Below are 19,137 nucleotides of genomic sequence, written 5' to 3' on the forward strand. Positions count from 1 at the left end.
CGCGGCGCGTCAGCGCTTCAGGTTCATCAGCGTGTCGAGCATCTCGTTGCTCGTCATGAACACCTTGGAGTTGGCCGTGTAGACGGTCTGCGACTCGATCATCGCGGTCAGTTCGGTGCTGACGTCGACGTTCGACTGTTCGAGCGCCCCCGACTTGATCGTGCCGCGCCCGCCCGCCGTAGCGAACCCGACCTGCACCGAGCCTGATTCGGGCGTGGCCTCGAACACGTTGCCGGCCCGCGGCGTGAGGTTGTCGGGGCTCGCCACGTCGCCGAGCGGCACCTTGAAGGCGGCGACCCGGCTGCCGTCCTCGTAGATGGCGTAGACGGTACCGTCCGATCCGAACTCGGTTCCCTTGACGGCGCTCGCCGCGCTGCCGTTGGCTTGGCCCTTCAGGTCGTAGGCAGCCGCGAGCTGGGTGACGCCCGACATGTCGAGGGCGACCGAGCGGCCGCCAAGGGTGATGGTCGCGGTGCCGGCCGAGGTCAGGCGGCCGTCCGCCCCGAAGGTCAGCGCCGTCGACCCGGCGAGCGGCGTCGCCGGGAAGCTGGCGGGATTGGCCGAGTCGTAGATGCTCGCCGACCACGTGTTGGCGGCGGTCTTGGTGAGATAGACGTCGAGGATGACCTTGCGGCCCTGGGGGTCGTAGGTCGCGAGCTGCGTCTTCTTGCTGTAGGCCGTGCCCGCGGGCGGCGCCGTGCCGGCCGGGATCGCCGGCGCGTCGGCCGGGAGGTTGCCGGTGATCTCGCCCTGCGTCGAGGGCTTGGCCTGCATCCCGAGCGAGGCCAGATTCACCGGGACGAGGCCGTCGAAGGTGTTGAGCGTCGGGGTCGGCTCGCCGTTGGCGAGGCTGTAGCCCATCAGCGTGAAGCCGCCCGCATTGACGAGGTTGCCGGTGGGGCCGTCGACCACGAAGTTGCCCGCGCGGGTGAGGTAGGGGCGGTTGCTGCCGTCCTGCACCACGAAGAAGCCCTTGCCCTGGATGGCGAGGTCGGAATTCGACGTGGTGGCCGCGATCGGCCCGTCATCGCCGATCGACCGCCGCAGGACGGTCTCGACGGCGCCCGAGTTGTAGACGCCGCTGTCGGAGCCCTCGATCAGCAGCGAGGAGAACTCGGTGGAGGTGCGCTTGTAGCCGGTGGTGCTGGAGTTCTGGACGTTCTCCGAGATGGTACCGATCCGGTTCGACTGCGCGTTCATGCCGGACACGCCGGTCCGGAGCACGCCAAAGAGACTCATGCTGCTGCCTCGAAGGTGGGAGCGTTGGGACGCACTAGACGGAAGGTGGCTTGCGCGGGGCTTGGATGGCGGCCGGGCCGGGGTCCGGCGGCCTCACGCGCGCAGCGCCTGGGCGAGTTCGAGGAAGGCGTCGCGGCTCGGCGCCCCGCCGGGCTCCTGGCGCAGCGCCTCGTAGATGCGCGGCACGAGCCCGACGGCCTGGTCGAGGTCGGCATCGGTGCCGGCCCGGTAGCCACCCATCAGGCGCAGGTCCCGCGTCTCCTCGAAGCGCGCCATCATCCCCTTGAGGCGGCGCACGAGTTCCCGCTGCTCGGGGGACCAGACGTGCTCGGCCAGCCGCGAGATCGAGCCGAGCAGGTCGATCGCCGGGTAGCGGCCCTGGTCGGCGATGGCCCGGTCGAGGACGATGTGGCCGTCGAGCGTGCCCCGGATGCTGTCGGCGACCGGATCGTTGTGGTCGTCACCGTCCACCAGCACCGAGAAGATTCCGGTGATGCTGCCCTGGCCGTCGCCGCCGGGGCCGGCCCGTTCGAGGAGCCGGGGCAGGTCGGAGAAGACGCTCGGCGGGAAGCCGCGCGCCACCGCAGGCTCGCCCGCCGCCAGCGCCACGTCGCGGGCGGCATGGGCGTAGCGCGTTACCGAATCGACGATGAGCAGCACCGCCTCGCCCCGGTCGCGCAGGTGCTCGGCCACCGCCATCGCGACCTTGGGCGCTTGGCGGCGCATCATCGGGCTCTCGTCTCCCGTGGAGACCACGATCACGGCGCGCGCGCGGCTCCCGGCCAGCGGTCCGTCGAGGAACTCGCGCACCTCCCGGCCGCGCTCGCCCACCAGCGCCACCACCACGCTGTCGAAGCCCTCGGCGCCCGCCAGCATCGCCAGCAGGGTCGACTTGCCGACGCCCGACCCCGCGAAGATGCCGATGCGCTGGCCGGCGCAGAGCGGCGTGAACAGGTCGATCGCCCGCACGCCGGAGCGCAGGGGCTGGCGCAGCCGCGCCCGGCCCATCGCGGCGGGCGGGTCGGCATCGAGCGGCACCGGAGCCGGCCCCGGGGTGAGCGCCCCGGCCCCGTCGATCGGCCGGCCGAGGGCGTCGATGACGCGCCCTTTCCACGCGGGATCGGGACGCAGGGCCGCGGCGCCGAGCCGGAAGGCGCGCGTGCCGATCCCCGCCTCGATGCGGGCCTCGAAGGGCTTGAGGGTGGCGCCCGCGGCATCCACCCGCACCACCTCGCCGATCTGCACGCGGCCACCCGCCTCGAAGCCCATGCGGTCGCCGAGCCGCACGAAGGGCGCGACACCCCCGACCCGGCAGGCGCTGGCCGTGACCTCGCGGATCGGGCCGCCCACCCGCACGAGCGGCACCTCGGCGCGGGCCGCCGCCAGGGCGGCGTCGAGGCGCGAGAGGGCGTCGGCAGGGGACTCGCAAGGGATCTCGGAAGGGGTTTCCACGCGTCAGCTCGCCGAGCCGAGGGAGCGGATGGCGCTCTGCAGCGAGGATTCCGATTCCGCGACCGTCGTGGCGGCGTTGTCGAAGGCCCGCTGGATGCCGATCAGCTTGGTGAGTTCGAGCACCGGGTTCACGTTGGCGCCCTCGATATGGCCCTGGATCACGCCCAGCCGGCTGAAATCCTGCACCGGACGGGCCGGCTGGCTCGACGCCACCGCGCCACTCGCCGCGCGGGTCAGGCTGCTCGTCGCGTCGATGGTGAACAGGCCCACCGCGCCCACTTGGTTGCCGTTCTGCTGGATGCTGCCGTCGCGGCCGATCACCGGCGGGCCGGCCAGGGGATCGAGCAGGATCGGCGATCCGCCCGGATCGAGGATCGGCTGGCCGGCCACGCTGCGCAGGCGGCCGTTCGCGTCCATCGTCATGCGCCCGTCGCGCGTGTAGAGCGGCCCCTTGGGCCCTTGCACGGCGAGCCACGCGTCGCCCTGCACCGCCACGTCGAGGGGCGCGTCGGTGCGGATCGTCGGGCCGGCGCGGCGCGAGATGTAGCTGTCGCCCGCGGTGGCGAAGGCGACCGGTCCGGTCTTCGACCCGGCGAGGATCTGCTCGAACTTGGTCTCCTCGGCGCGGAAGCCCGCCGTCGCCGCGTTGGCGACGTTGTGCGCCACGGTGGTGAGGCGTTTTTCCAGGGCCATCTGCGCGGAGAGCGCGACGTAGAGTCCGGTCTGCATGGCGAGAGGATCGTCCGACGGAGGGGTCACCGGTTCGTCGCAGACAATGCGACGCTATCGAAAGCGTGGGGCAGGCGCCGATCGCCGCGCGACCGGAGCCTGCCCTAGAGTCTCGCCCGGCTGCGCTGCAGGCCGAGCAGCAGCGCGGCGTCGCTCCCGCCCCCCGAGAACAGGGCGGTGACGGGCGAGTCGCCGGCGTTGTTCTGCGCGTCCCAGATCGCCGCGAAGCGGCGCACGAAGGCCTCCACCTTGGCCGGGTCCCTGAAGCTCGCGACGTCGATCTTGGCGGAGATCAGCGCCGCGCGCCGGGCAAGGGATTCCTGCGTCGCCGCGCCGCTCGTGGCGGGAAGGCCGATCACCGTGTTGGCGACCTGACTGAGCGCGGGGTCGCCCAGGATGTCGTAGGCGCTCTTCAGGCCGGAGGCCTGCCGGGCGAAGTAGAGGGCGAGGCGCACGCCCGTATCCTCGACGCCCGCATCGGTCTCCAGGGTCTGGCGCAGGTAGGCGTCGGTGACGGCCTTGGCCTTCGCGTCCGGCGCGAGACCGGTGCCGAAGCCGATGTCGAGCGCGGTCTGGTCCTGGCCCGAGAGCGGCAGGTTGCGCACGGCGAGCGTGCGGATGGTGCCGCCCGCCGGATACGGCGAGATCACGGTGTCCGCCGTGACGATCTCGGTCCCGGTGAAGCCTCTGGTCTCCATGAACAGGCGGCCGGACACGCCGATGCCGACTTGGACCAGCCCCTTGAGCCCGGCCTCGCCGGAGGCCTCGATCTGCGCGTTGATCGCCGCGACGAGCTCGGTCGGCGACACCCGGGAGATGACTTCGGCGGAGGGAGCGAGGGAGGCCTTGTTCAGCACGATCGTGACCGACTTGGTCGTGCTGGCGTCGAGCCGCGAGGAGATCGAGAAGCGCACCTCGGCGGTGCCCGAGAAATCGAAGGTCTCGGGCAGGACGACCCCGCCGTTGAGCTGTGCGGGCGTGCCGGCGAGGAGCCCGGCATTGGCTTCGCTCGTGGCCGTGATCGTCTTGTCGGCGCCGGTCGCGCTCGCTCCCGTGGCGAAGTCGAAGGCCCGCGCGAAGGCGACGTAGCGGGCATCGGCGAGGCGGTTGGCGAAGCTCGCCGGCGAGGCGGAGCCCTCCGTCAGCACCTTGCGCATCAGCGCCTTGGCGTAGGTCATCTCCTCCAGGCCGTACGCCTTCATCGCGTAGGTGTAGAGGCGCGTGTCCTTCATGAAGTCGTCGATCGACTTCACCTTGCCGATATTCGCCTGGAAGTAGGCGGTGTCGCGCGCGATCACGGGATCGGCGGCCTTGCGCTTGAGCGAGGCGCCGAGATCGCGGGCGATGAGCTGGTAATTGGTGAGGGTCGAGGCCATGCGCGGTCTCCTGGGGCGGGCTTAGGGAGCCACGCTTGCCTCGGGCTTGTCGGGGAGGGCGGTCACGGCCCGGCGGCGATGATGGTCTGCGAGGTGACGACGACCCAGCCGGTTCCGGCCGGCAGGATCGACAGGACCCGCCCGGCCCCGGGCAGCTCCGTGCCGGGGACGGCCTGCAGCGTGCGCCCGGCCCCCTCGATCAAGGCGACGCCGCCCGCCACGGCCTTCAGCCGGTAGCGGTGCTCGGCCGGTCCGGCATCGGGGCGGGGCGGGGCGGCGGGGGGCGGCGCCTCGGGCAGGGAGCCGGTGATCATCGGGTCGAGATCGGTCAGATCGTCCTGTGCCGCGACACCCTTCTTCCAGGCCATCGGCCCGATTCCGGCCGGCACCACGGCGCGCACCGCGTAGGGGCGCACGCCCCCGGCGATGGTCACGGCCGCGAAGCTGCCGGACACGAGCGCGAGGGACGCGACGAGGGCGAAGGCCGTCCGTTCCGCCGCGGCGTCGCGCGCACGGCGCAGCAGCGCGGCGGCGGTGAGCGGCGAGTCGCGCTCCGGCACGGGCGCCCGCGGCGAGGGGCGGGGAGGGCGCCGAGGGGAGGACGGGAGGGAGGACATGGCCGCCGGAACCGTGGTTCGGGAACGAAGCGGGGGATCAGCGAGGGATGAGCGGATCGGGTGAAGGTCGCGTTAACCCTGTGCGGCTACCTCTGCGGGCGGGCGAGGCCGCACGCAGCCCGTCGGCAGGATGGCAGCACGGCAGGCGGGCATGGACGCGCAGACCACGCAGAGGACCGGGACGGCGCGCGATCCGCTGGCCGGGCGGCGCCACCGGGTGATGCTCCAGGGCCGCGCCCAGATCGCTCCCGACCACTTGGTCCCGTGCGTGGTGCGCGACCTCTCCCGCGCGGGGGCCAAGATCCGCATCGAACGAACCCTGCCGCTGCCGGAGCGCTTCGCCCTCTACATCGCCGGGCACGACCTGCGCAGCGTCTCGGCGGCGCTGCGCTGGCGGCGCGGGGATTTCGCGGGCGTGGCCTTCGCGGATCCGCCAGAGGGCGAGCCTGAGGGGCACCTGCGTCAGCCGACGAAGCTGTAGCCGACCATGCGCTTGGCATCGATCGGATCGCGGCCGAGCCGCATCCGCAGCTTCTTGCGCAGCTTGCTGACGTGGCCCTCGACCACGCTCTCCTCGACGTCGCTCGCGAGATCGCCGTAGACCGCCGCGAAGATCTGGCTCTTGGTCAGCCAACGACCGCGGTTGCGGGCGAGGTATTCGAGGATGTGGCGCTCGCGCCGGGGCAGCATCATGCTGTCGCCGTCGACCTCGGGGTCGCGTCCGTCGAAGTGCACCACGAGGCGCTCGGCCTGCTGCGGGGCGGCCACCCGCGTCTCGGCCCGGTTCATGCGGCGGCGGATGGCCTCGGCCCGGGCGAGGATCTCGCGCACGTGGACGGGGCGGCGCACCACGTCGTCGATGCCGGCGGTGAAGAGGTCAAGGGTCTGGGCCAGGGACCGCGTCTCGCTGAGCGCGATGATTGGCGCCTGCGTCAGCCGGCGGATCGTCGCCGTGTGGGCGGCGCGCTCGCCGCACTCGCCGAGCAGGAAGCCGTCTACGTCCCGGACGTCGCCCTCGGCATGCGCGCCGAGCCAGGCGCCGAACTCACCCGCGCCCACGCCGCGCGAGGCCACACCCTGTTCGCTGAACCCCGCCACGTATTCAGCGGCAACCCCCTGCCGCTCATCGACGACGATGTACATTCCCGCTGCCCCCGGAGCCTCTTCGAGACTTGAGATGCCTCCGGAGCCTCGCCTGTTCTTCGGCGTTCCCGGTTCCGGAGGAAGGACGACGCGCCGGACCCGCTGCGTTGCCGGCCTGGACCTGTCGAGATCTTCAGGCGGCCGATGACGCGCGGGATGACGCGACGTCCCCTCTTTCGCGTGGCGTGGTTAATTAATGGTTAACGATGCGACCCGGGCCTTAACAGGCGCGACACCGGCAGTCCCTTGCTCGGACAGGTGCTGCAAATCGGCAGCACATCGTGGCCTCCTGACCCTGCGACGGCAGCGGCAGTCCCGATCGGATAGCGTGCGGGACGCCTCGCAGGAACGACGAATAGGGTCGCGCCCGTCGACAACATCGCGACATCGTTCGAAAGACTTATGCCCTTGGTCTGATCCGAAGACATCGGCCGCGGACGCGACCCTTGCCTCGTCGGCATTCCGGGCCGCCTGCTCTCAGCATGACAAGAAATTGATTGACTTAGATCGGCCATTTTGGCCTAATCCGAGCAATGGGGAGGGTCTGTATGATGTTGTCGCGCATCCTGATCACCCTGATCATTGCCTGCCAAGCTGGTGAGGTCGCTGCGGAAGCCAGCCGTTATCATGGTCTGTGCGAGGCATCCGCCGCTGCATACCTCGATGAGAAGCGCTTTGCGGTTGCCAGCGATGAGACCAACCGCATCCTGATCTATGAACGCGGCAGACCGGAATGGATTGACGTCGTCGATTTCGAGGAGTTTACGGGACTCGACAAATCCGATCTTGAAGGCGCCGCCGTGGTCGGCAAGCGCATCTATTGGATCAGTTCCCATTCCTTTAACAAGGACGGCGAGGACAAGCCGAAGCGCAAGCTGCTGTTTGCGACCGACATCACGGGATCCGGCAGCGCCTCGCCCCTCAAGCCGGTCGGCAAGGCGTACGGAGCCCTGCGCGACCCGCTCGCGAAGGCGGCGATGCTCAAACCCGCCGAGATCGATATCGAGGGCTTGGCAGCCGCGCCTGGCGGCGGCCTGTTCATCGGGTTCCGCAGTCCCTTGCAGGACAAGAAGGCGCTCGTCGTGCGCCTCGACAACCCGGGCGGCGTCATCGACGCGGGCGAGGAGCCGCGCTTCTCGCCCCCGCAGGCTCTGGATCTCGGCGGCAGGGGCATCCGCAGCCTGGAGCGTGTCGACGGCACGGGTTCGTACCTGATCGTCGCGGGCCCGGTCTTCGACGCCGCGGGCGGCTTCGCGCTCTACCGGTGGTCAGGCAAGGACGGCGCACCTAAACTGATCGAAGGCGACCAGTTCGACAAATTGATACCCGAGGCCTTGCTGGCCGTTCCCGGCACCTCGACCGTGCAGGTGCTCAGCGACGACGGCAAGGGCTGCGCCGGCAACGACGAGAAAGCGCCGCGCGCCGAAAACACCTTCCGCAGCATCGACATCGACGTGAAGCCCTGAAGGCCCGCGGAGCCCAGAATGCGGCTCCGTCGCGGGACGATCCGGGCTGCCGAGGCCGGCTCAGGGCCGCTCTCAGGGCGCCTTCTGCCAGCCGCTGCGGCCCTCGCCGAGACCGTGCATGCGATAGTGCACCAGCGGGTTGATGCCCGCCGCCGCGACGTCCGGGTTGGCCGAGAGATAGCCCGAGGTGCTGAACTGCGCGGAGGGATCGCGCCCCTCCTTCCAGCCGAAGACGAGGTAATGCTCGAGCGGGTCGCAGCCGTGCGCCGCGACGTCCGGATAGGTGTCGAGATAATAGACCGGGTCGAAGCCGCCCATCGCCCAGGACGCGCGGGACAGTGCGGCGGATTTCGGCTTGCGGCCCAACAGGGAGATCATCGGCTCACTTTCATCCGGCTGTGCTGCGTAGCCCCGGCTTGCTGAACGGGCTCTGACTGAATGGGCCCGATCCCGCCGCGTGGCCATGCGGTTCGCGTTCGCCCCCGGCCATCACCGTAGGGCAGATGCGGGCGGCAGACCATACGCACGAAGGACGCGCGGCTCCGGCCCGTTCCAGCCCGAGCCTTCCCTGCGCAGGGAGCCCTGCCGGTTCATTGCGGCCGAGGTGAGGCGGCTGGGCGCGATCCGCAACGCGCGCCGTTCAGGTCGGCGGCGTGCCGTTGGCGGTCAGGACCGCCCCCGCGAGGTAGAGCGAGCCGCAGATCAGCACCCGCGGCGGGCGTTCCCAGGCCCGGTTCTCCAGGGCGACGAGCGCGGCCTCGATGCTCGGGGCGGTCTCCGCCGCGAGGCCGACGGAGGCGGCGATCGCCGCGACCTCCTCGGCCGGCCGGGCCGCGATCTGGCTGCCGATCGGCACGGCGACCACGAATCGGGCGAGGCCCACGAAGTTGCGCAGGAAGCCCTCCGCGTCCTTGGTGCCGAGGAGCCCGGTCACGAGGACGAGGGGCGCGTCGCCGCGCTCCTGCAGGTCGGCCATCGCGGCGGCCAGGATGCGCCCGCCATCGACGTTGTGGCCGCCGTCGAGCCAGAGTTCGGCGCCCGCCGGCATCAGGCCGGCGAGGCGTCCGCGGCTCAGGCGCTGCAGGCGCCCCGGCCAGTCCACCTGGGTCAGGCCGGTCTCGTAGGCCGCCGTGCCGAGATCGCCGAAGCCGGCCGCCCGCAGGGCCGCGATCGCCGTGCCGGCATTGACGATCTGGTGGCGCCCGGCGAGGCGGGGGCGCGGCAGGTCGAGGAGACCGTCCTCGTCCTGGTAGACGAGGCGCCCGTGCTCCTCGTGGACCGAGAAATCCTGGTTGCCGACCAAGACCGGCGCGGCCCGCACCGCCTCCGCGCGGGCGCAGAGCACCCGGTCCGCTTCCGGGTAGTCCTGCGGGGCGATCACGGCCGGGCAGCCGCGCTTGAAGATGCCGGCCTTCTCGGTCGCCACCGCCTCGACCGTGTCGCCGAGGTACTCGGCGTGGTCGCGCCCGATCGGCGTCACCACCGCGGCGGCCGGCTGATCGATCACGTTCGTGGCATCGACCCGCCCGCCGAGCCCGACCTCCAGCAGCAGCACGTCCGCCGGGCACTCGGCGAAGAGCATCAGGGCCGCGGCGGTGGTGATCTCGAACACCGTGATCGGCTCGCCCGCATTGGCGGCCTCGCAGCGCGCGAAGGCCTCGGCGAGACGGTCCTCGGGGACGTAGCGGCCGCCGCCGACCCGCCCCAGGCGGATGCGCTCGTGGAAGCGCACGAGGTGGGGGGAGGTGTAGACATGGGCCGCCAACCCGCCCGCCTCCAGGATCGCCCGCATGGTGGCGATGGTCGACCCTTTGCCGTTCGTGCCCGCCACGTGGATGACCGGCGGCAGCCGCCGCTCCGGGTGGCCGAGCGCCGCGAGCAGCCGCTGGATGCGACCGAGCGACAGGTCGATCGTGCGCGGGTGTAGGGCCAGGAAGCGCGCCATCAGCGCGTCTGAGGACTCCATCGGTCGGTCTGTCTCGCAGTGGCGGAGCGAAGAAACGCGCTATCGGCCCGATCGCCGATCAGGTCCAGATGCGGATCACACCCAAGCCATCCCAACCCGTTTCGAGCGACACGACGGCGAGGTTCTCGATCAGGGCCTGGGCGACGATCATCCGGTCGAAGGGATCAGAGTTGCCGAATTCCAGCAAGCCCGACTTGAGGGCGTGGGCTGCCGTGATCGATCATTCCGCCAGAGCAGGGCATGGGTGATGATAAGGAGCCTCAAGGCTCTTCCCAACAGCGCAGATCCTCGTCGGTGAGCGGATCGAAGAAGGATTCGCCGATTCTGAACCGGCCCGCGAGAGCCCCGAACGGACGCGGCGACGCCTCGCGGCTCTCGGGCGCGGCGTGGCGTTCGGGCAGAGCCGGGGAGGCGCCCGCTTCCTGCAAAGCCGCCGCGATGCGCCGCAGGTCATCCGCGAGATCGTGCAGGGCCGGGCCGGGCGCCTCGACGCCGGTTCCGTGGTGCCCGTGCTGCTTCTCGTCCATCATGGCGGCAAGTTGGTCGGGTCCGCCCCGCTTTGCAACGCCGGGCGACCGCGATCCGGATGGCCTATGCCGGCACCGGCTCCGTCCCGGCCGCCACCTCCGCCGGGGCCTGCATCAGCAGCCCGCACAGCCGCGCGATGGTCGCGCGCAGGTCGCGGCGGTGCACGACCTGGTCGATCATGCCGTGCTCCTTCAGGTACTCGGCCCGCTGGAACCCGTCCGGCAGCTTTTCGCGGATCGTCTGCTCGATCACCCGCGGGCCGGCGAAGCCGATCAGGGCGCCGGGCTCGGCGAGGTGGATGTCGCCCAGCATCGCGTAGGAGGCGGTGACGCCGCCCGTGGTCGGGTTCGTCATCACCACGAGGTAGGGCAGGCGCGCGGCGTTGAGGCGGCGCACCGCCACGGTGGTGCGCGGCATCTGCATCAGCGACAGGATGCCCTCCTGCATCCGCGCGCCGCCCGAGGCCGCGAACAGCACGTAGGGCGTGCGCTTGTCGAGGGCGGTCTCGGCGCCGCGCACGAAGGCCTCGCCCGCCGCCATGCCGAGCGAGCCGCCCATGAAGCTGAAATCCTGCACGGCGAGCGTCATCGGCAGGCCGCTGACGCGGCCGAAGCCGATCTTGAAGGCGTCCGTCATGCCGGTCTTGGCGCGGGCGTCCTTGAGGCGGTCGACGTAGCGCTTCTCGTCGCGGAATTTCAGCGGATCGGTCGCCACCTCGGGCAGCGGCACGTCGAGCCACGTGCCCTGGTCGAACATCATCTTGAGCCGCTGCTGGGCGGTCATCCGCAGATGATGCTCGGAGCCCGGGATCACGAAATGGTTGGCCTCCACCTCCTTGTGGAAGACCATCTGCCCCGTCTCCGGACATTTCACCCAGAGGTTTTCGGGGGTCTCACGCTTGAACAGCGTCTTGATCTTCGGACGAACGACTTCCGAGATCCAGTTCATCGGCTCGACCTTCATGGCCGTCTCCTCACGCCGCCTGTCCGTTGCGTCCCTCGCGCACGCCGGCCGCGAGGTCGCGCACGAGGGCCGTCACCGCCGACACGCTGCCGGAGGTCGCCCGGCCGTCGAGGTCGAGCGAGCGGGCGAGCGCGTCCACGAGGGCCGAGCCCACCACCACGCCGTCGGCGGCGCGGGCGATGGCCGCGGCATGCGCCGCGGTCTTGACGCCGAAGCCGACCACCACCGGCAGGTCGGTCCGTGCCCGGATGCGGGCGACCGCCTCCGCCACCTCGCTGAAATCCGGGGTCGCCGCGCCGGTAATGCCGGTGATCGACACGTAGTAGACGAAGCCCGCGGTGTTCGCGAGGACGGCCGGCAGGCGCTGCGCGTCCGTGGTGGGCGTGGCGAGGCGGATGAAGGCGAGGCCGGCCGCCCGGGCCGGCAGGCACAGCTCGTCGTCCTCCTCGGGCGGCAGGTCGACGACGATCAGGCCGTCGATCCCGGCCGCCAGCGCGTCCGCGAGGAAGCGCGCGACGCCGTACGTGTAGAGCGGGTTGTAGTAGCCCATCAGGATCAGGGGCGTTTCTCGGTTCTCCTCCCGGAAGCGGCGCACGAGATCGAGGGTCTTGGTCACGGTCTGGCCGGCCTTGAGCGCGCGCAGGCCCGCCGCCTGGACCGCCGGGCCGTCCGCCATCGGGTCGGTGAAGGGCAGGCCGAACTCGATGACGTCCGCCCCGGCCGCGGGCAGCGCCCGCAGCACGGCGAGAGAGGTCTCGGGATCGGGATCGCCCGCCATCACGTAGGTGACGAGGGCGGCGCGCCCATCCGCGCGGCAACGGGCGAAGGTGTCGGCGAGGCGGGTCGTCATCTCATGATTCCTCGGGCGTCCCGGGCGGTCCGGCCCGTCGCGCGGCCGCCGAGCGGCCAGGCAGCACGCCGCGCTACACCATCAGGCGCGCGAGGTGAAGCCGCCGGATTCCCGCGCCGCCTCCCGCACCCCGTCGAGGGTCAGGATGCCTTCTGCCCCCTCGATCACGGCTGCCGCGGCCCCGCTCGCCAGGAGGAGCGTCAGGGCGTCCTTCAGCGAGGCGTCGGCGGGCAGGCGCGGCGCCTGCGCCTGCGCCCCCGCTTGGCAGGCCGCGCGGGCGGGGATCAGCGCGAGGCGCCGCAGCAGCCGGTCGCCGCCCACGAACTCCGCCGCGAAGGCATCGGCTGGCTGAGCGAGCAGGGTCTCCGGCGGGTCCGCCTGGACGAGGCGGCCCGCCCGCATCAGCGCGACGCGATCGCCCATCCGCACCGCCTCGTCGATGTCGTGCGTCACCATCAGCACGGTCTTGCCGAGCCGGCGCAGGATGGCGCGGATCTCCCCCTGGAGGCGCCCGCGCACCAGCGGATCGACCGCGCCGAACGGCTCGTCCATCAGCAGCACCGGCGGATCGGCGGCGAGCGCCCGGGCCACCCCGACGCGCTGGCGCTGGCCGCCCGACAGCGCGTCCGGCCGTCGGTCGCGGAAGGCGGCGGGGTCGAGCCCGACGAGGTCGAGCATCGCGTCGACCCGCTCGGCCACGCGCCGGGCCGGCCAGCCGAGCAGGCGCGGCACCGTGGCGACGTTCTGAGCGACGCTGTAATGGGGAAACAGCCCGATCCCCTGCAGCACGTAGCCGATCCGGCGCCGGAGCCCGATGGGGTCGAGCCCCGCCACGTCCTCGCCCGCCACGCACACCCGTCCGGCGCTCGGCACGACGAGGCGGTTGACCATGCGCAGGGTCGTCGATTTGCCGCAGCCGGACGGGCCGATGAGGACGCAGGTGCTGCCCTCGGCCACCGCGAGGTCGAGCCCGTCCACCACCGGCCGGTCGACCCCCGGATAGGACTTGGCGACGCCCTCGAAGCGGATCATGCCCGCGGGCCGCGCCTCAGCACCCGGAGCAGATCGAGCCGAGGGTGCGCTTCATGCGCTTGTCCCACGCCTTGTCGCGGTCGGCGGCCTTGCGGGCCGCGGCGGCCGCCTCCTTGTTCACGGCATCCCTGCGGGCGCTCGCCTGCGCCGCGGTGGGGGCCGGGGCCGGCGCAACGGCGTCCGGGCGGGGCTGGCGCCGGCCCGGCGCGCCGGCGGCGGCGGGCGGCGGCGAGAGGCCGGGCGGGCTCCCGGTGGTCGGCTGTTGCTGCACGAGGCCCGGCGGGCTCTCGGGCGTCGGCTGCTGCGCGTGGACGAGACCCGGCAGGGCCGCGAGCCCGAGGCCGATGATGGCCTTGGCGAGAGAATGACGCATGATCTCGGCTTCTTCCTCGGGCGGAGCGCCGCGGAACTGGGGTATTCATCCTACTGGCATGTCGCCCCCAGGGCCAGCGGTGGACCCGGCAAACAGCCCCTCGATCCAGGCCGCCACCGCGCGCACGGCCGGCGCGTCCGCATCCTCCGGGTGGCCGATGAGGTAGACCGGCCGGCTCACCGCCGGACCGTCCCCGAGGCGCCGCAGCCGCGGATCGCCCGCCGCCATCACGTCGGGCAGCACGCTGCGCACCCCGCCCGCCAGCGCGAGGCGGCGCAGGGTCTCCAGCCGCGAGGCCCGGTGCCGCGGTCCGGGGCGGCCCGCCTGACGCTCGGCATGGCGGACCTCCGGAAGGTGGCCCTGCGCCGCGTCGAGCGCCGCCCAGGGCAGGCGCTCCGGCGCGGCCGCGCCGGCCGCCGCGTAGACGCCGTAGTCGAGGCGGCCGATCTCGCGGGCGCCCGGATGCGGCGCGGTGAGCGGCCCCAGGCGCACCGCGAGGTCGGCCTCCCGTCGGGTGAGGCTGAGGTTGCGGTCCTCGGCGATCAGTTCGAGCCCGAGGGCGGGGCGGTCGGCGACGAGGCGCGGCGTGGCGGGGGCGAGGAGGTGGTCGCACAGCACCGCCACCGCAGTCACCCGCACCACGCGCCAGCCCGGGCCGTCCGCCGCCTCGGGGTCGCGGCGCAGGGCCGCGCCGGCCTCGCGCAAAGCCCGCTCCGCGGTCTCCAGGCCCGGCAGGAGGTCGCGGCAGGCCTGGGTCGGGACGAGAAGCCCGCCGGCGCGGCCCAGCAGCGGGCGCCCGAGATCCGCCTCAAGCCGCCGCACCCGCCGCCCGGCGGTCGTCGCGTCGACCCCGAGCAGGGCCGCGGCCGTCGAGAGCCGGCCCGTGCGCGCCACCGCGAGCAGGGTCCGCCACGCCTCCCAATCCTCCATCGATCGCCCCCGGCAGGAGCTGCATCCATGCAGCTCTCGCGCCGGATCTTGCCGCTGGTCGGGCACGAATGCACGTGGCACCTCTTGCGCACACACCGGAATGGAGCCGAGCCGTGAGCGAACCCAGAACCCTGCTGCAGATGGCGGGCGCCTCCCTCGACCCGCCGCACCTCGCCGACGCGGTGCTGGTCGTCATCGACGCGCAGGGCGAGTACGCGCCCGGCGGCGGCCTGCCGCTCTACGGTTTCCTCGCGGCGCTCGCGCGGTGCACGGACCTGCTGGAGGCCGCCCGGGCGGCCGGCGCCCCCGTGCTCCACGTGGCGCACCGGGGCCGCAGCGGCGGATTGTTCGACCGCGAGGGCCCGGGCGGCGCGATTCGCCGCGAGGCCGCGCCCGCGCCCGGCGAGCCGGTGGTTGAAAAAACGCTCCCCAACGCCTTCGCGGGCACCGACCTGCAGGAGCACCTCGCGGCGCTGGGGCGGCGGGAGCTCGTGCTCGCGGGCTTCATGACGCACAATTGCATCAGCTCGACCGCCCGAGCCGGGCTCGACCTCGGCTACCGCGTGACGGTGGCGAGCGACGCCACCGCGACCCGCGCCCTGCCGGACCCCCTCGGCGGCCCGCCGCTCTCGGCCGCCGAGGTGCGGCGCGCGGCGCTGGCGGGCCTCGCGGACCGCTCCGCCCTCGTCGTGACCACGGCCGCGCTCCTCGCCGCCTGAGCGCTCGCGCTGGCGGGCGAAGGCCCTATGATGGGCCGGACCACGCCCGCGACGGAAGCCCGGATGAGCGCCAGCCGCAAGCCGCCCCACGGCGTCGATCGCCGCCGGATGGTCGCCGACGCCCTCGACCGGCTGGCGCCGCGGCTGCCGGAGTTCGAATCCGAGGCGATCCTCGACCGGGCGCTCGCGAGCCCGGGCCTGCGGGGCGCGGCACCCGAGACCGCGGCCTGGCTCGGGATGGTGGCCTATGCCCGGCACGTCTTCACCGAGTACGACGCGCTCCTGGACGAGGGCTACGACCAGGACAGCGCGCGCCATTTCGTGCTCGACGACCTCAACGCCGTCCTGGCGGAGTGGGGCGTGAAGCGGCGCATCGGCGAGGAAGCGGAGGAGGCGTGAGGCGCGGGCGCGCGAGCGCGGCCGTCCCTATATAGGGAGGGCACCCGTGTGCTCCCGCACCCCCTCCCAGAAGCCCCCCTCATGAGTGTCGCGGTCGCCGAAATCCTGATCCCGCTCGCCCTCGACACGGCCTACAGCTACGCCGTGCCGGCCGGGCTCGACCTCGCCGAGGGCGACGTGGTGCAGATCCCGCTCGGGCCGCGCGAGACGGTCGGCGTGGTCTGGTCTCTGCGCGAGGGAGCCTCGGGCGGCAACCTACGGCGCGTCACCGCCAAGGTGACGGACGAGGGCCTGCGGCCCCCGCTGCGCCGCCTCGTGGACTGGATCGCCCGCTACACCCTGGCGCCGAAGGGCTCGGCACTGGCGATGGCGCTGCGCCTGCCGGAGGAGGGGGCGCGCACCGAGATCGCCCGGATCGGGGTGCGGGCGACGGGCGCGGCCCCGAGCCGGATGACACCCGCGCGGGCCAAGGTGATCGCCGTGGCGGCGGACGGGGCGGTGCGCGGCAAGCGGGCGCTCGGACTGGAGGCCGGGGTGAGCGCGAGCGTGGTCGAGGGGCTGATCGACGACGGAGTGCTCGAAACCGTGGCGCTGGCGCCCGAGCGCGTCGCGGAGCCGCCCGATCCCGACCATCCGCACGCGCCCCTCTCGGGGCCACAGGGCGAAGCGGCGGCGGCGCTGATCAGCACCCTCACGGCGCCCGCGCCCGACGGCACGGCCGGGGAGGGGGGCGTGACCCTCCTCGAAGGCGTGACCGGCGCGGGCAAGACCGAGGTCTACTTCGAGGTCGTCGCCGAGGCGGTGCGCCGGGGCGTGCAGTCGCTCGTGCTGATGCCAGAGATCGCGCTCACGGCCCAGTTCCTCGACCGGTTCGCGGCGCGGTTCGGGGTGCGGCCGGCCGCGTGGCACTCGGGCATCGGCGGGCGGCGGCGCGAGCGCATCCGGGCCGGGGTCGCGGCGGGCGAGATCCCGGTGGTGGTGGGCGCGCGCTCGGCCCTTTTCCTGCCCTTTCGCACGCTCGGCCTCGTCGTCGTCGACGAGGAGCACGAGGCCGCCTACAAGCAGGACGACGGCGTCTGCTACCACGCCCGCGACATGGCGGTGGTGCGCGCCAAGCTCGAGAACGCCGCCGCGGTCCTGGCCTCGGCCACGCCCTCCATCGAGACGCGGGTCAACGCCGCGCGCGGGCGTTACCGCCGGGTGCTCCTGCCGGAGCGCTTCGGCGGCCGGCGCCTGCCCGAGATCGCGGCCGTGGACATGCGCCGCGAGGCGATGCCGCGCGGGCGCTACCTGTCGCCAACTCTCACGGCGGCGATCGCCGAGACCAACGCGCGCGGCGAGCAGGCGCTGCTCTTCCTCAACCGGCGGGGCTATGCGCCGCTCACCCTGTGCCGGGCCTGCGGCCACCGCTACCAGTGCCCGAATTGCTCGACATGGCTCGTGGAGCACCGCTTCCGTCGGGCGCTGGTCTGCCACCATTGCGGCCACGCGGAGCGGCGGCCGGAGGCCTGCACCGCCTGCGGCACCCTCGACAACCTCGCGGCCTGCGGCCCGGGGGTCGAGCGCATCGCCGAAGAGGTCGCCGCCACCTTCCCGGACAGGCGCGTGATCGTGCTCTCCAGCGACTTCCCCGGGGGCGCCGAGCGCCTGCGGGCGGAACTGCAGACCGTGGCGGAGGGCGGCTGCGACATCGTGGTGGGGACGCAACTGGTCGCCAAGGGCCACAACTTCCCGCACCTGACCCTGGTGGGCGTGCTCGACGCCGATATCGGGCTCGCCTCGGGCGATCCGCGCGCCGCCGAGCGGACCTTCCAGCTCCTCCAGCAGGTGACGGGCCGCGCCGGCCGCGGCGAAAAACCCGGCCGCGCGCTGGTGCAGACCTACCAGCCCGAGCATCCGGTCATCGCGGCGCTGATCTCGGGCGATGCGGAGCGCTTCTACGCCGAGGAGACGGCGGCCCGGGAAGTCGCAGGCCTGCCCCCCTTCGGCCGGCTCGCGGCGCTGATCGTCTCGGCGGCGGAGCGGGAGGCGGCCGAGGCGCATGGCCGGGCGCTGGCGCAGGTCGCCGATCCGCCGCCGGGCGTGATGGTGCTCGGCCCCGCGGAGGCGCCGCTCGCGCTGGTGCGCGGGCGCCACCGCTTCCGCCTCCTCGTCAAGGCCGAGCGCGAGGTCGACATCCAGAGCTACCTGCGCGACTGGCTGGCGCGCGGACCGAAGGTCCGCGGCAGCGTGCGCGTCGGCATCGACGTCGACCCGCAGAGCTTCCTTTAGGGCGCCTTCGCTACTCGGCGAGCGGCCGCGCCTCTTCCGGCAGCATGATCGGGATGCCGTCGCGGATCGGGTAGGCGAGCTTGGCGGAGCGGCTGATCAGCTCCTGGCGCGCGGAATCGTATTCCAGCCGGTCCTTGGTCAGGGGGCAGACCAGGAGTTCGAGCAGCTTGGGATCGATCCGCGTCGGTTCGACGGGCAGCGGCGTATCGGCCATCGGGCGTGTCCTCGTGGGCGGCCCGCGCCTCCTAGAGCATTCCCGGCTGCGAGGGAACGGGAGGCCGGCGCCCCTCAGGGCGTCCCGCGCAGGCCGCTGGCGAGTTCGCGGTTGATGCGGATCAGCGCCGTGAGCTTGTCGGCCGCGGGCTCCACCATCGTGTCCATGGTGCGCGTGAACACGAAGGCGCCGAGGCGGGCCATCGACTGCTTGAGTTCGGCGGGCAGGGGAGCTTCGGGCTCGGTGGCGGCGGTCGAGAGCACGGTCCAGACCTTCTGGTTGAAGCCGAGCGCGTCGTTCAGTCCGGCCTGCTGCTCGGTCCAGTTGTCTTGGATCAACTGGAGCCGGGCGGCCGCCTTGATCAAGACGGCGGCCTCGGCCTCACGCGGCGACAGCGCCGCTTGCGAGACCTTGGCGTAAGCATTGGCCGCGTAGCTCATCCGTGCAGATCTCCTGGCGGGCGCCCGGACTCGCGCCGCTCCCCGCGGTGTCGCACGGAAATCTTAAGCATGAGTTGTTACGCCTCGGACAGTTCGGCGGACCGGCAAGCGGCCCCTCTGCCCTGAAACCGCTACGATGTCGGCCCAAGGATGGTCGGTCCTGTTGAACCTGCCATGATGAACTTCGTTCTCGGAACCATCGCCGGTGCCATGATGGCCGCCATCGCGACGATCGCGGCGGTCCGCAATCCGGACGTCCAAGTCCGGCTGGGCTTGGTGCGGCCGGAGGTGCCGGTGGTCGCTGTGCGGCGCCCGGACCCCGTCTGTCCGCCCGCGCCGTCGGTGCTGGCGGGAGCGCCGGTCGGTCATCCCGACCTGCTGTTCGCCAAGCGCCGGTTCTGGTCGGTGGCGCCGAAATAGGCCCTCGGAG

General features: G+C 72.5%; 23 protein-coding genes. 6 read left to right on the forward strand and 17 right to left on the reverse strand.

The genetic code is table 11. The features are described 5' to 3' along the window. Nucleotides 1–9 precede the first annotated feature (9 nt). The 5 genes from ACKUB9_RS23515 to ACKUB9_RS23535 all read right to left on the reverse strand — a co-directional run bounded on the left by ACKUB9_RS23515 (nucleotide 10) and on the right by ACKUB9_RS23535 (nucleotide 5,356). Nucleotides 10–1,239 (reverse strand): flagellar hook protein FlgE, encoded by a 1,230-nt coding sequence (locus tag ACKUB9_RS23515; RefSeq protein ID WP_407527455.1) that lies wholly within the window; start codon nucleotides 1,237–1,239, stop codon nucleotides 10–12. A 93-nt stretch (nucleotides 1,240–1,332) separates the two neighbouring features. Next, a complete protein-coding gene (fliI, locus tag ACKUB9_RS23520) occupies nucleotides 1,333–2,691 on the reverse strand; it encodes a flagellar protein export ATPase FliI (RefSeq protein ID WP_407527457.1) in 1,359 nt (452 codons plus the stop codon). A 3-nt stretch (nucleotides 2,692–2,694) separates the two neighbouring features. Continuing rightward, nucleotides 2,695–3,420: a flagellar basal-body rod protein FlgF gene (gene flgF / locus ACKUB9_RS23525; RefSeq protein WP_407527460.1), complete on the reverse strand. Its 726-nt coding sequence runs from the start codon at nucleotides 3,418–3,420 to the stop codon at nucleotides 2,695–2,697. A 104-nt stretch (nucleotides 3,421–3,524) separates the two neighbouring features. Continuing rightward, nucleotides 3,525–4,796 carry a DUF1217 domain-containing protein gene (locus ACKUB9_RS23530; protein WP_407527463.1) on the reverse strand — a complete coding sequence of 424 codons (1,272 nt, stop codon included), beginning with the start codon at nucleotides 4,794–4,796 and terminating at the stop codon, nucleotides 3,525–3,527. A gap of 62 nt (nucleotides 4,797–4,858) precedes the next feature. Continuing rightward, a complete protein-coding gene (locus ACKUB9_RS23535) occupies nucleotides 4,859–5,356 on the reverse strand; it encodes a hypothetical protein (RefSeq protein ID WP_407527466.1) in 498 nt (165 codons plus the stop codon). 208 nt (nucleotides 5,357–5,564) lie between these two features. Here ACKUB9_RS23535 and ACKUB9_RS23540 point away from each other — a divergent pair, with 208 nt between their 5' ends. After that, entirely contained in the window at nucleotides 5,565–5,894 is a 330-nt protein-coding gene (locus ACKUB9_RS23540; RefSeq protein ID WP_407527469.1) for a PilZ domain-containing protein, read from the forward strand. On the opposite strand, the gene ACKUB9_RS23545 is transcribed toward ACKUB9_RS23540, so the two are convergent. Beyond that, on the reverse strand, nucleotides 5,876–6,556 hold the full coding sequence (locus tag ACKUB9_RS23545) for a response regulator transcription factor (RefSeq protein WP_407527472.1): 681 nt from the start codon (nucleotides 6,554–6,556) through the stop codon (nucleotides 5,876–5,878). The two genes, ACKUB9_RS23540 and ACKUB9_RS23545, sit on opposite strands and share 19 nt — an antisense overlap. 548 nt (nucleotides 6,557–7,104) lie before the next feature. Between ACKUB9_RS23545 and ACKUB9_RS23550 the strand changes: the two genes are divergently transcribed. Further along, nucleotides 7,105–8,022, forward strand: a complete 918-nt coding sequence (locus ACKUB9_RS23550; RefSeq protein ID WP_407527475.1) for a DUF3616 domain-containing protein — start codon at nucleotides 7,105–7,107, stop codon at nucleotides 8,020–8,022. Between the two features lie 72 nt (nucleotides 8,023–8,094). Here ACKUB9_RS23550 and ACKUB9_RS23555 read toward each other — a convergent pair whose 3' ends face one another. The 9 genes from ACKUB9_RS23555 to ACKUB9_RS23595 form a co-directional block, all read right to left on the reverse strand. Further along, a complete protein-coding gene (locus ACKUB9_RS23555; protein ID WP_407527477.1) occupies nucleotides 8,095–8,400 on the reverse strand; it encodes a hypothetical protein in 306 nt (101 codons plus the stop codon). Nucleotides 8,401–8,662: 262 nt separating this feature from the next. Next, complete coding sequence (locus tag ACKUB9_RS23560; protein ID WP_407527479.1) at nucleotides 8,663–9,988, reverse strand: bifunctional folylpolyglutamate synthase/dihydrofolate synthase; 1,326 nt, start codon at nucleotides 9,986–9,988, stop codon at nucleotides 8,663–8,665. A 58-nt stretch (nucleotides 9,989–10,046) separates the two neighbouring features. Beyond that, nucleotides 10,047–10,175 (reverse strand): PIN domain-containing protein, encoded by a 129-nt coding sequence (locus ACKUB9_RS23565; RefSeq protein ID WP_407527482.1) that lies wholly within the window; start codon nucleotides 10,173–10,175, stop codon nucleotides 10,047–10,049. A gap of 73 nt (nucleotides 10,176–10,248) precedes the next feature. Continuing rightward, complete coding sequence (locus ACKUB9_RS23570) at nucleotides 10,249–10,518, reverse strand: hypothetical protein (protein WP_410825922.1); 270 nt, start codon at nucleotides 10,516–10,518, stop codon at nucleotides 10,249–10,251. Between the two features lie 61 nt (nucleotides 10,519–10,579). Beyond that, entirely contained in the window at nucleotides 10,580–11,479 is a 900-nt protein-coding gene (gene accD, locus ACKUB9_RS23575) for an acetyl-CoA carboxylase, carboxyltransferase subunit beta (RefSeq protein WP_407527487.1), read from the reverse strand. Between the two features lie 10 nt (nucleotides 11,480–11,489). Further along, complete coding sequence (gene trpA / locus ACKUB9_RS23580) at nucleotides 11,490–12,329, reverse strand: tryptophan synthase subunit alpha (protein WP_407527490.1); 840 nt, start codon at nucleotides 12,327–12,329, stop codon at nucleotides 11,490–11,492. 81 nt (nucleotides 12,330–12,410) lie between these two features. Further along, nucleotides 12,411–13,361: an ABC transporter ATP-binding protein gene (locus ACKUB9_RS23585; protein WP_407527493.1), complete on the reverse strand. Its 951-nt coding sequence runs from the start codon at nucleotides 13,359–13,361 to the stop codon at nucleotides 12,411–12,413. A gap of 16 nt (nucleotides 13,362–13,377) precedes the next feature. After that, nucleotides 13,378–13,734: a hypothetical protein gene (locus ACKUB9_RS23590; protein WP_407527496.1), complete on the reverse strand. Its 357-nt coding sequence runs from the start codon at nucleotides 13,732–13,734 to the stop codon at nucleotides 13,378–13,380. A gap of 45 nt (nucleotides 13,735–13,779) precedes the next feature. Continuing rightward, nucleotides 13,780–14,664: a LysR family transcriptional regulator gene (locus ACKUB9_RS23595; protein WP_407527499.1), complete on the reverse strand. Its 885-nt coding sequence runs from the start codon at nucleotides 14,662–14,664 to the stop codon at nucleotides 13,780–13,782. Nucleotides 14,665–14,777: 113 nt separating this feature from the next. Between ACKUB9_RS23595 and ACKUB9_RS23600 the strand changes: the two genes are divergently transcribed. From ACKUB9_RS23600 to ACKUB9_RS23610, 3 genes are all read left to right on the forward strand, one after another. After that, nucleotides 14,778–15,383 (forward strand): cysteine hydrolase family protein, encoded by a 606-nt coding sequence (locus tag ACKUB9_RS23600; RefSeq protein WP_407527502.1) that lies wholly within the window; start codon nucleotides 14,778–14,780, stop codon nucleotides 15,381–15,383. A 63-nt stretch (nucleotides 15,384–15,446) separates the two neighbouring features. Further along, nucleotides 15,447–15,782, forward strand: a complete 336-nt coding sequence (locus ACKUB9_RS23605; RefSeq protein WP_407527505.1) for a DUF2293 domain-containing protein — start codon at nucleotides 15,447–15,449, stop codon at nucleotides 15,780–15,782. A gap of 81 nt (nucleotides 15,783–15,863) precedes the next feature. Beyond that, nucleotides 15,864–18,053 (forward strand): primosomal protein N', encoded by a 2,190-nt coding sequence (locus ACKUB9_RS23610; protein ID WP_407527507.1) that lies wholly within the window; start codon nucleotides 15,864–15,866, stop codon nucleotides 18,051–18,053. Nucleotides 18,054–18,063: 10 nt separating this feature from the next. Here ACKUB9_RS23610 and ACKUB9_RS23615 read toward each other — a convergent pair whose 3' ends face one another. Both ACKUB9_RS23615 and flaF read right to left on the reverse strand, forming a co-directional pair. Further along, nucleotides 18,064–18,267 (reverse strand): Trm112 family protein, encoded by a 204-nt coding sequence (locus ACKUB9_RS23615; protein ID WP_238236292.1) that lies wholly within the window; start codon nucleotides 18,265–18,267, stop codon nucleotides 18,064–18,066. 74 nt (nucleotides 18,268–18,341) lie between these two features. After that, nucleotides 18,342–18,707, reverse strand: a complete 366-nt coding sequence (flaF, locus tag ACKUB9_RS23620; RefSeq protein WP_407527511.1) for a flagellar biosynthesis regulator FlaF — start codon at nucleotides 18,705–18,707, stop codon at nucleotides 18,342–18,344. 174 nt (nucleotides 18,708–18,881) lie between these two features. Between flaF and ACKUB9_RS23625 the strand changes: the two genes are divergently transcribed. Continuing rightward, a complete protein-coding gene (locus tag ACKUB9_RS23625; protein WP_407527514.1) occupies nucleotides 18,882–19,127 on the forward strand; it encodes a hypothetical protein in 246 nt (81 codons plus the stop codon). Nucleotides 19,128–19,137: the final 10 nt, after the last annotated feature.

This window comes from Methylobacterium oryzisoli (assembly GCF_046557895.1).
GTDB lineage: Bacteria > Pseudomonadota > Alphaproteobacteria > Rhizobiales > Beijerinckiaceae > Methylobacterium > Methylobacterium oryzisoli.

What these genes read in the sequence shown, in the direction of transcription:
- ACKUB9_RS23545 (WP_407527472.1), bottom strand. Translation starts at nt 6,556, where the DNA reads ATGTACATCGTCGTCGATGAGCGGCAGGGGGTTGCCGCTGAATACGTG.
- ACKUB9_RS23570 (WP_410825922.1), bottom strand. Translation starts at nt 10,518, where the DNA reads ATGATGGACGAGAAGCAGCACGGGCACCACGGAACCGGCGTCGAGGCG.
- ACKUB9_RS23610 (WP_407527507.1), top strand. Translation starts at nt 15,864, where the DNA reads ATGAGTGTCGCGGTCGCCGAAATCCTGATCCCGCTCGCCCTCGACACG.
- ACKUB9_RS23560 (WP_407527479.1), bottom strand. Translation starts at nt 9,988, where the DNA reads ATGGAGTCCTCAGACGCGCTGATGGCGCGCTTCCTGGCCCTACACCCG.
- flgF (WP_407527460.1), bottom strand. Translation starts at nt 3,420, where the DNA reads ATGCAGACCGGACTCTACGTCGCGCTCTCCGCGCAGATGGCCCTGGAA.
- ACKUB9_RS23625 (WP_407527514.1), top strand. Translation starts at nt 18,882, where the DNA reads ATGATGAACTTCGTTCTCGGAACCATCGCCGGTGCCATGATGGCCGCC.
- ACKUB9_RS23605 (WP_407527505.1), top strand. Translation starts at nt 15,447, where the DNA reads ATGAGCGCCAGCCGCAAGCCGCCCCACGGCGTCGATCGCCGCCGGATG.
- accD (WP_407527487.1), bottom strand. Translation starts at nt 11,479, where the DNA reads ATGAAGGTCGAGCCGATGAACTGGATCTCGGAAGTCGTTCGTCCGAAG.
- trpA (WP_407527490.1), bottom strand. Translation starts at nt 12,329, where the DNA reads ATGACGACCCGCCTCGCCGACACCTTCGCCCGTTGCCGCGCGGATGGG.
- ACKUB9_RS23515 (WP_407527455.1), bottom strand. Translation starts at nt 1,239, where the DNA reads ATGAGTCTCTTTGGCGTGCTCCGGACCGGCGTGTCCGGCATGAACGCG.
- ACKUB9_RS23530 (WP_407527463.1), bottom strand. Translation starts at nt 4,796, where the DNA reads ATGGCCTCGACCCTCACCAATTACCAGCTCATCGCCCGCGATCTCGGC.
- flaF (WP_407527511.1), bottom strand. Translation starts at nt 18,707, where the DNA reads ATGAGCTACGCGGCCAATGCTTACGCCAAGGTCTCGCAAGCGGCGCTG.
- ACKUB9_RS23540 (WP_407527469.1), top strand. Translation starts at nt 5,565, where the DNA reads ATGGACGCGCAGACCACGCAGAGGACCGGGACGGCGCGCGATCCGCTG.
- ACKUB9_RS23550 (WP_407527475.1), top strand. Translation starts at nt 7,105, where the DNA reads ATGATGTTGTCGCGCATCCTGATCACCCTGATCATTGCCTGCCAAGCT.
- ACKUB9_RS23595 (WP_407527499.1), bottom strand. Translation starts at nt 14,664, where the DNA reads ATGGAGGATTGGGAGGCGTGGCGGACCCTGCTCGCGGTGGCGCGCACG.
- ACKUB9_RS23590 (WP_407527496.1), bottom strand. Translation starts at nt 13,734, where the DNA reads ATGCGTCATTCTCTCGCCAAGGCCATCATCGGCCTCGGGCTCGCGGCC.
- ACKUB9_RS23585 (WP_407527493.1), bottom strand. Translation starts at nt 13,361, where the DNA reads ATGATCCGCTTCGAGGGCGTCGCCAAGTCCTATCCGGGGGTCGACCGG.
- ACKUB9_RS23615 (WP_238236292.1), bottom strand. Translation starts at nt 18,267, where the DNA reads ATGGCCGATACGCCGCTGCCCGTCGAACCGACGCGGATCGATCCCAAG.
- ACKUB9_RS23555 (WP_407527477.1), bottom strand. Translation starts at nt 8,400, where the DNA reads ATGATCTCCCTGTTGGGCCGCAAGCCGAAATCCGCCGCACTGTCCCGC.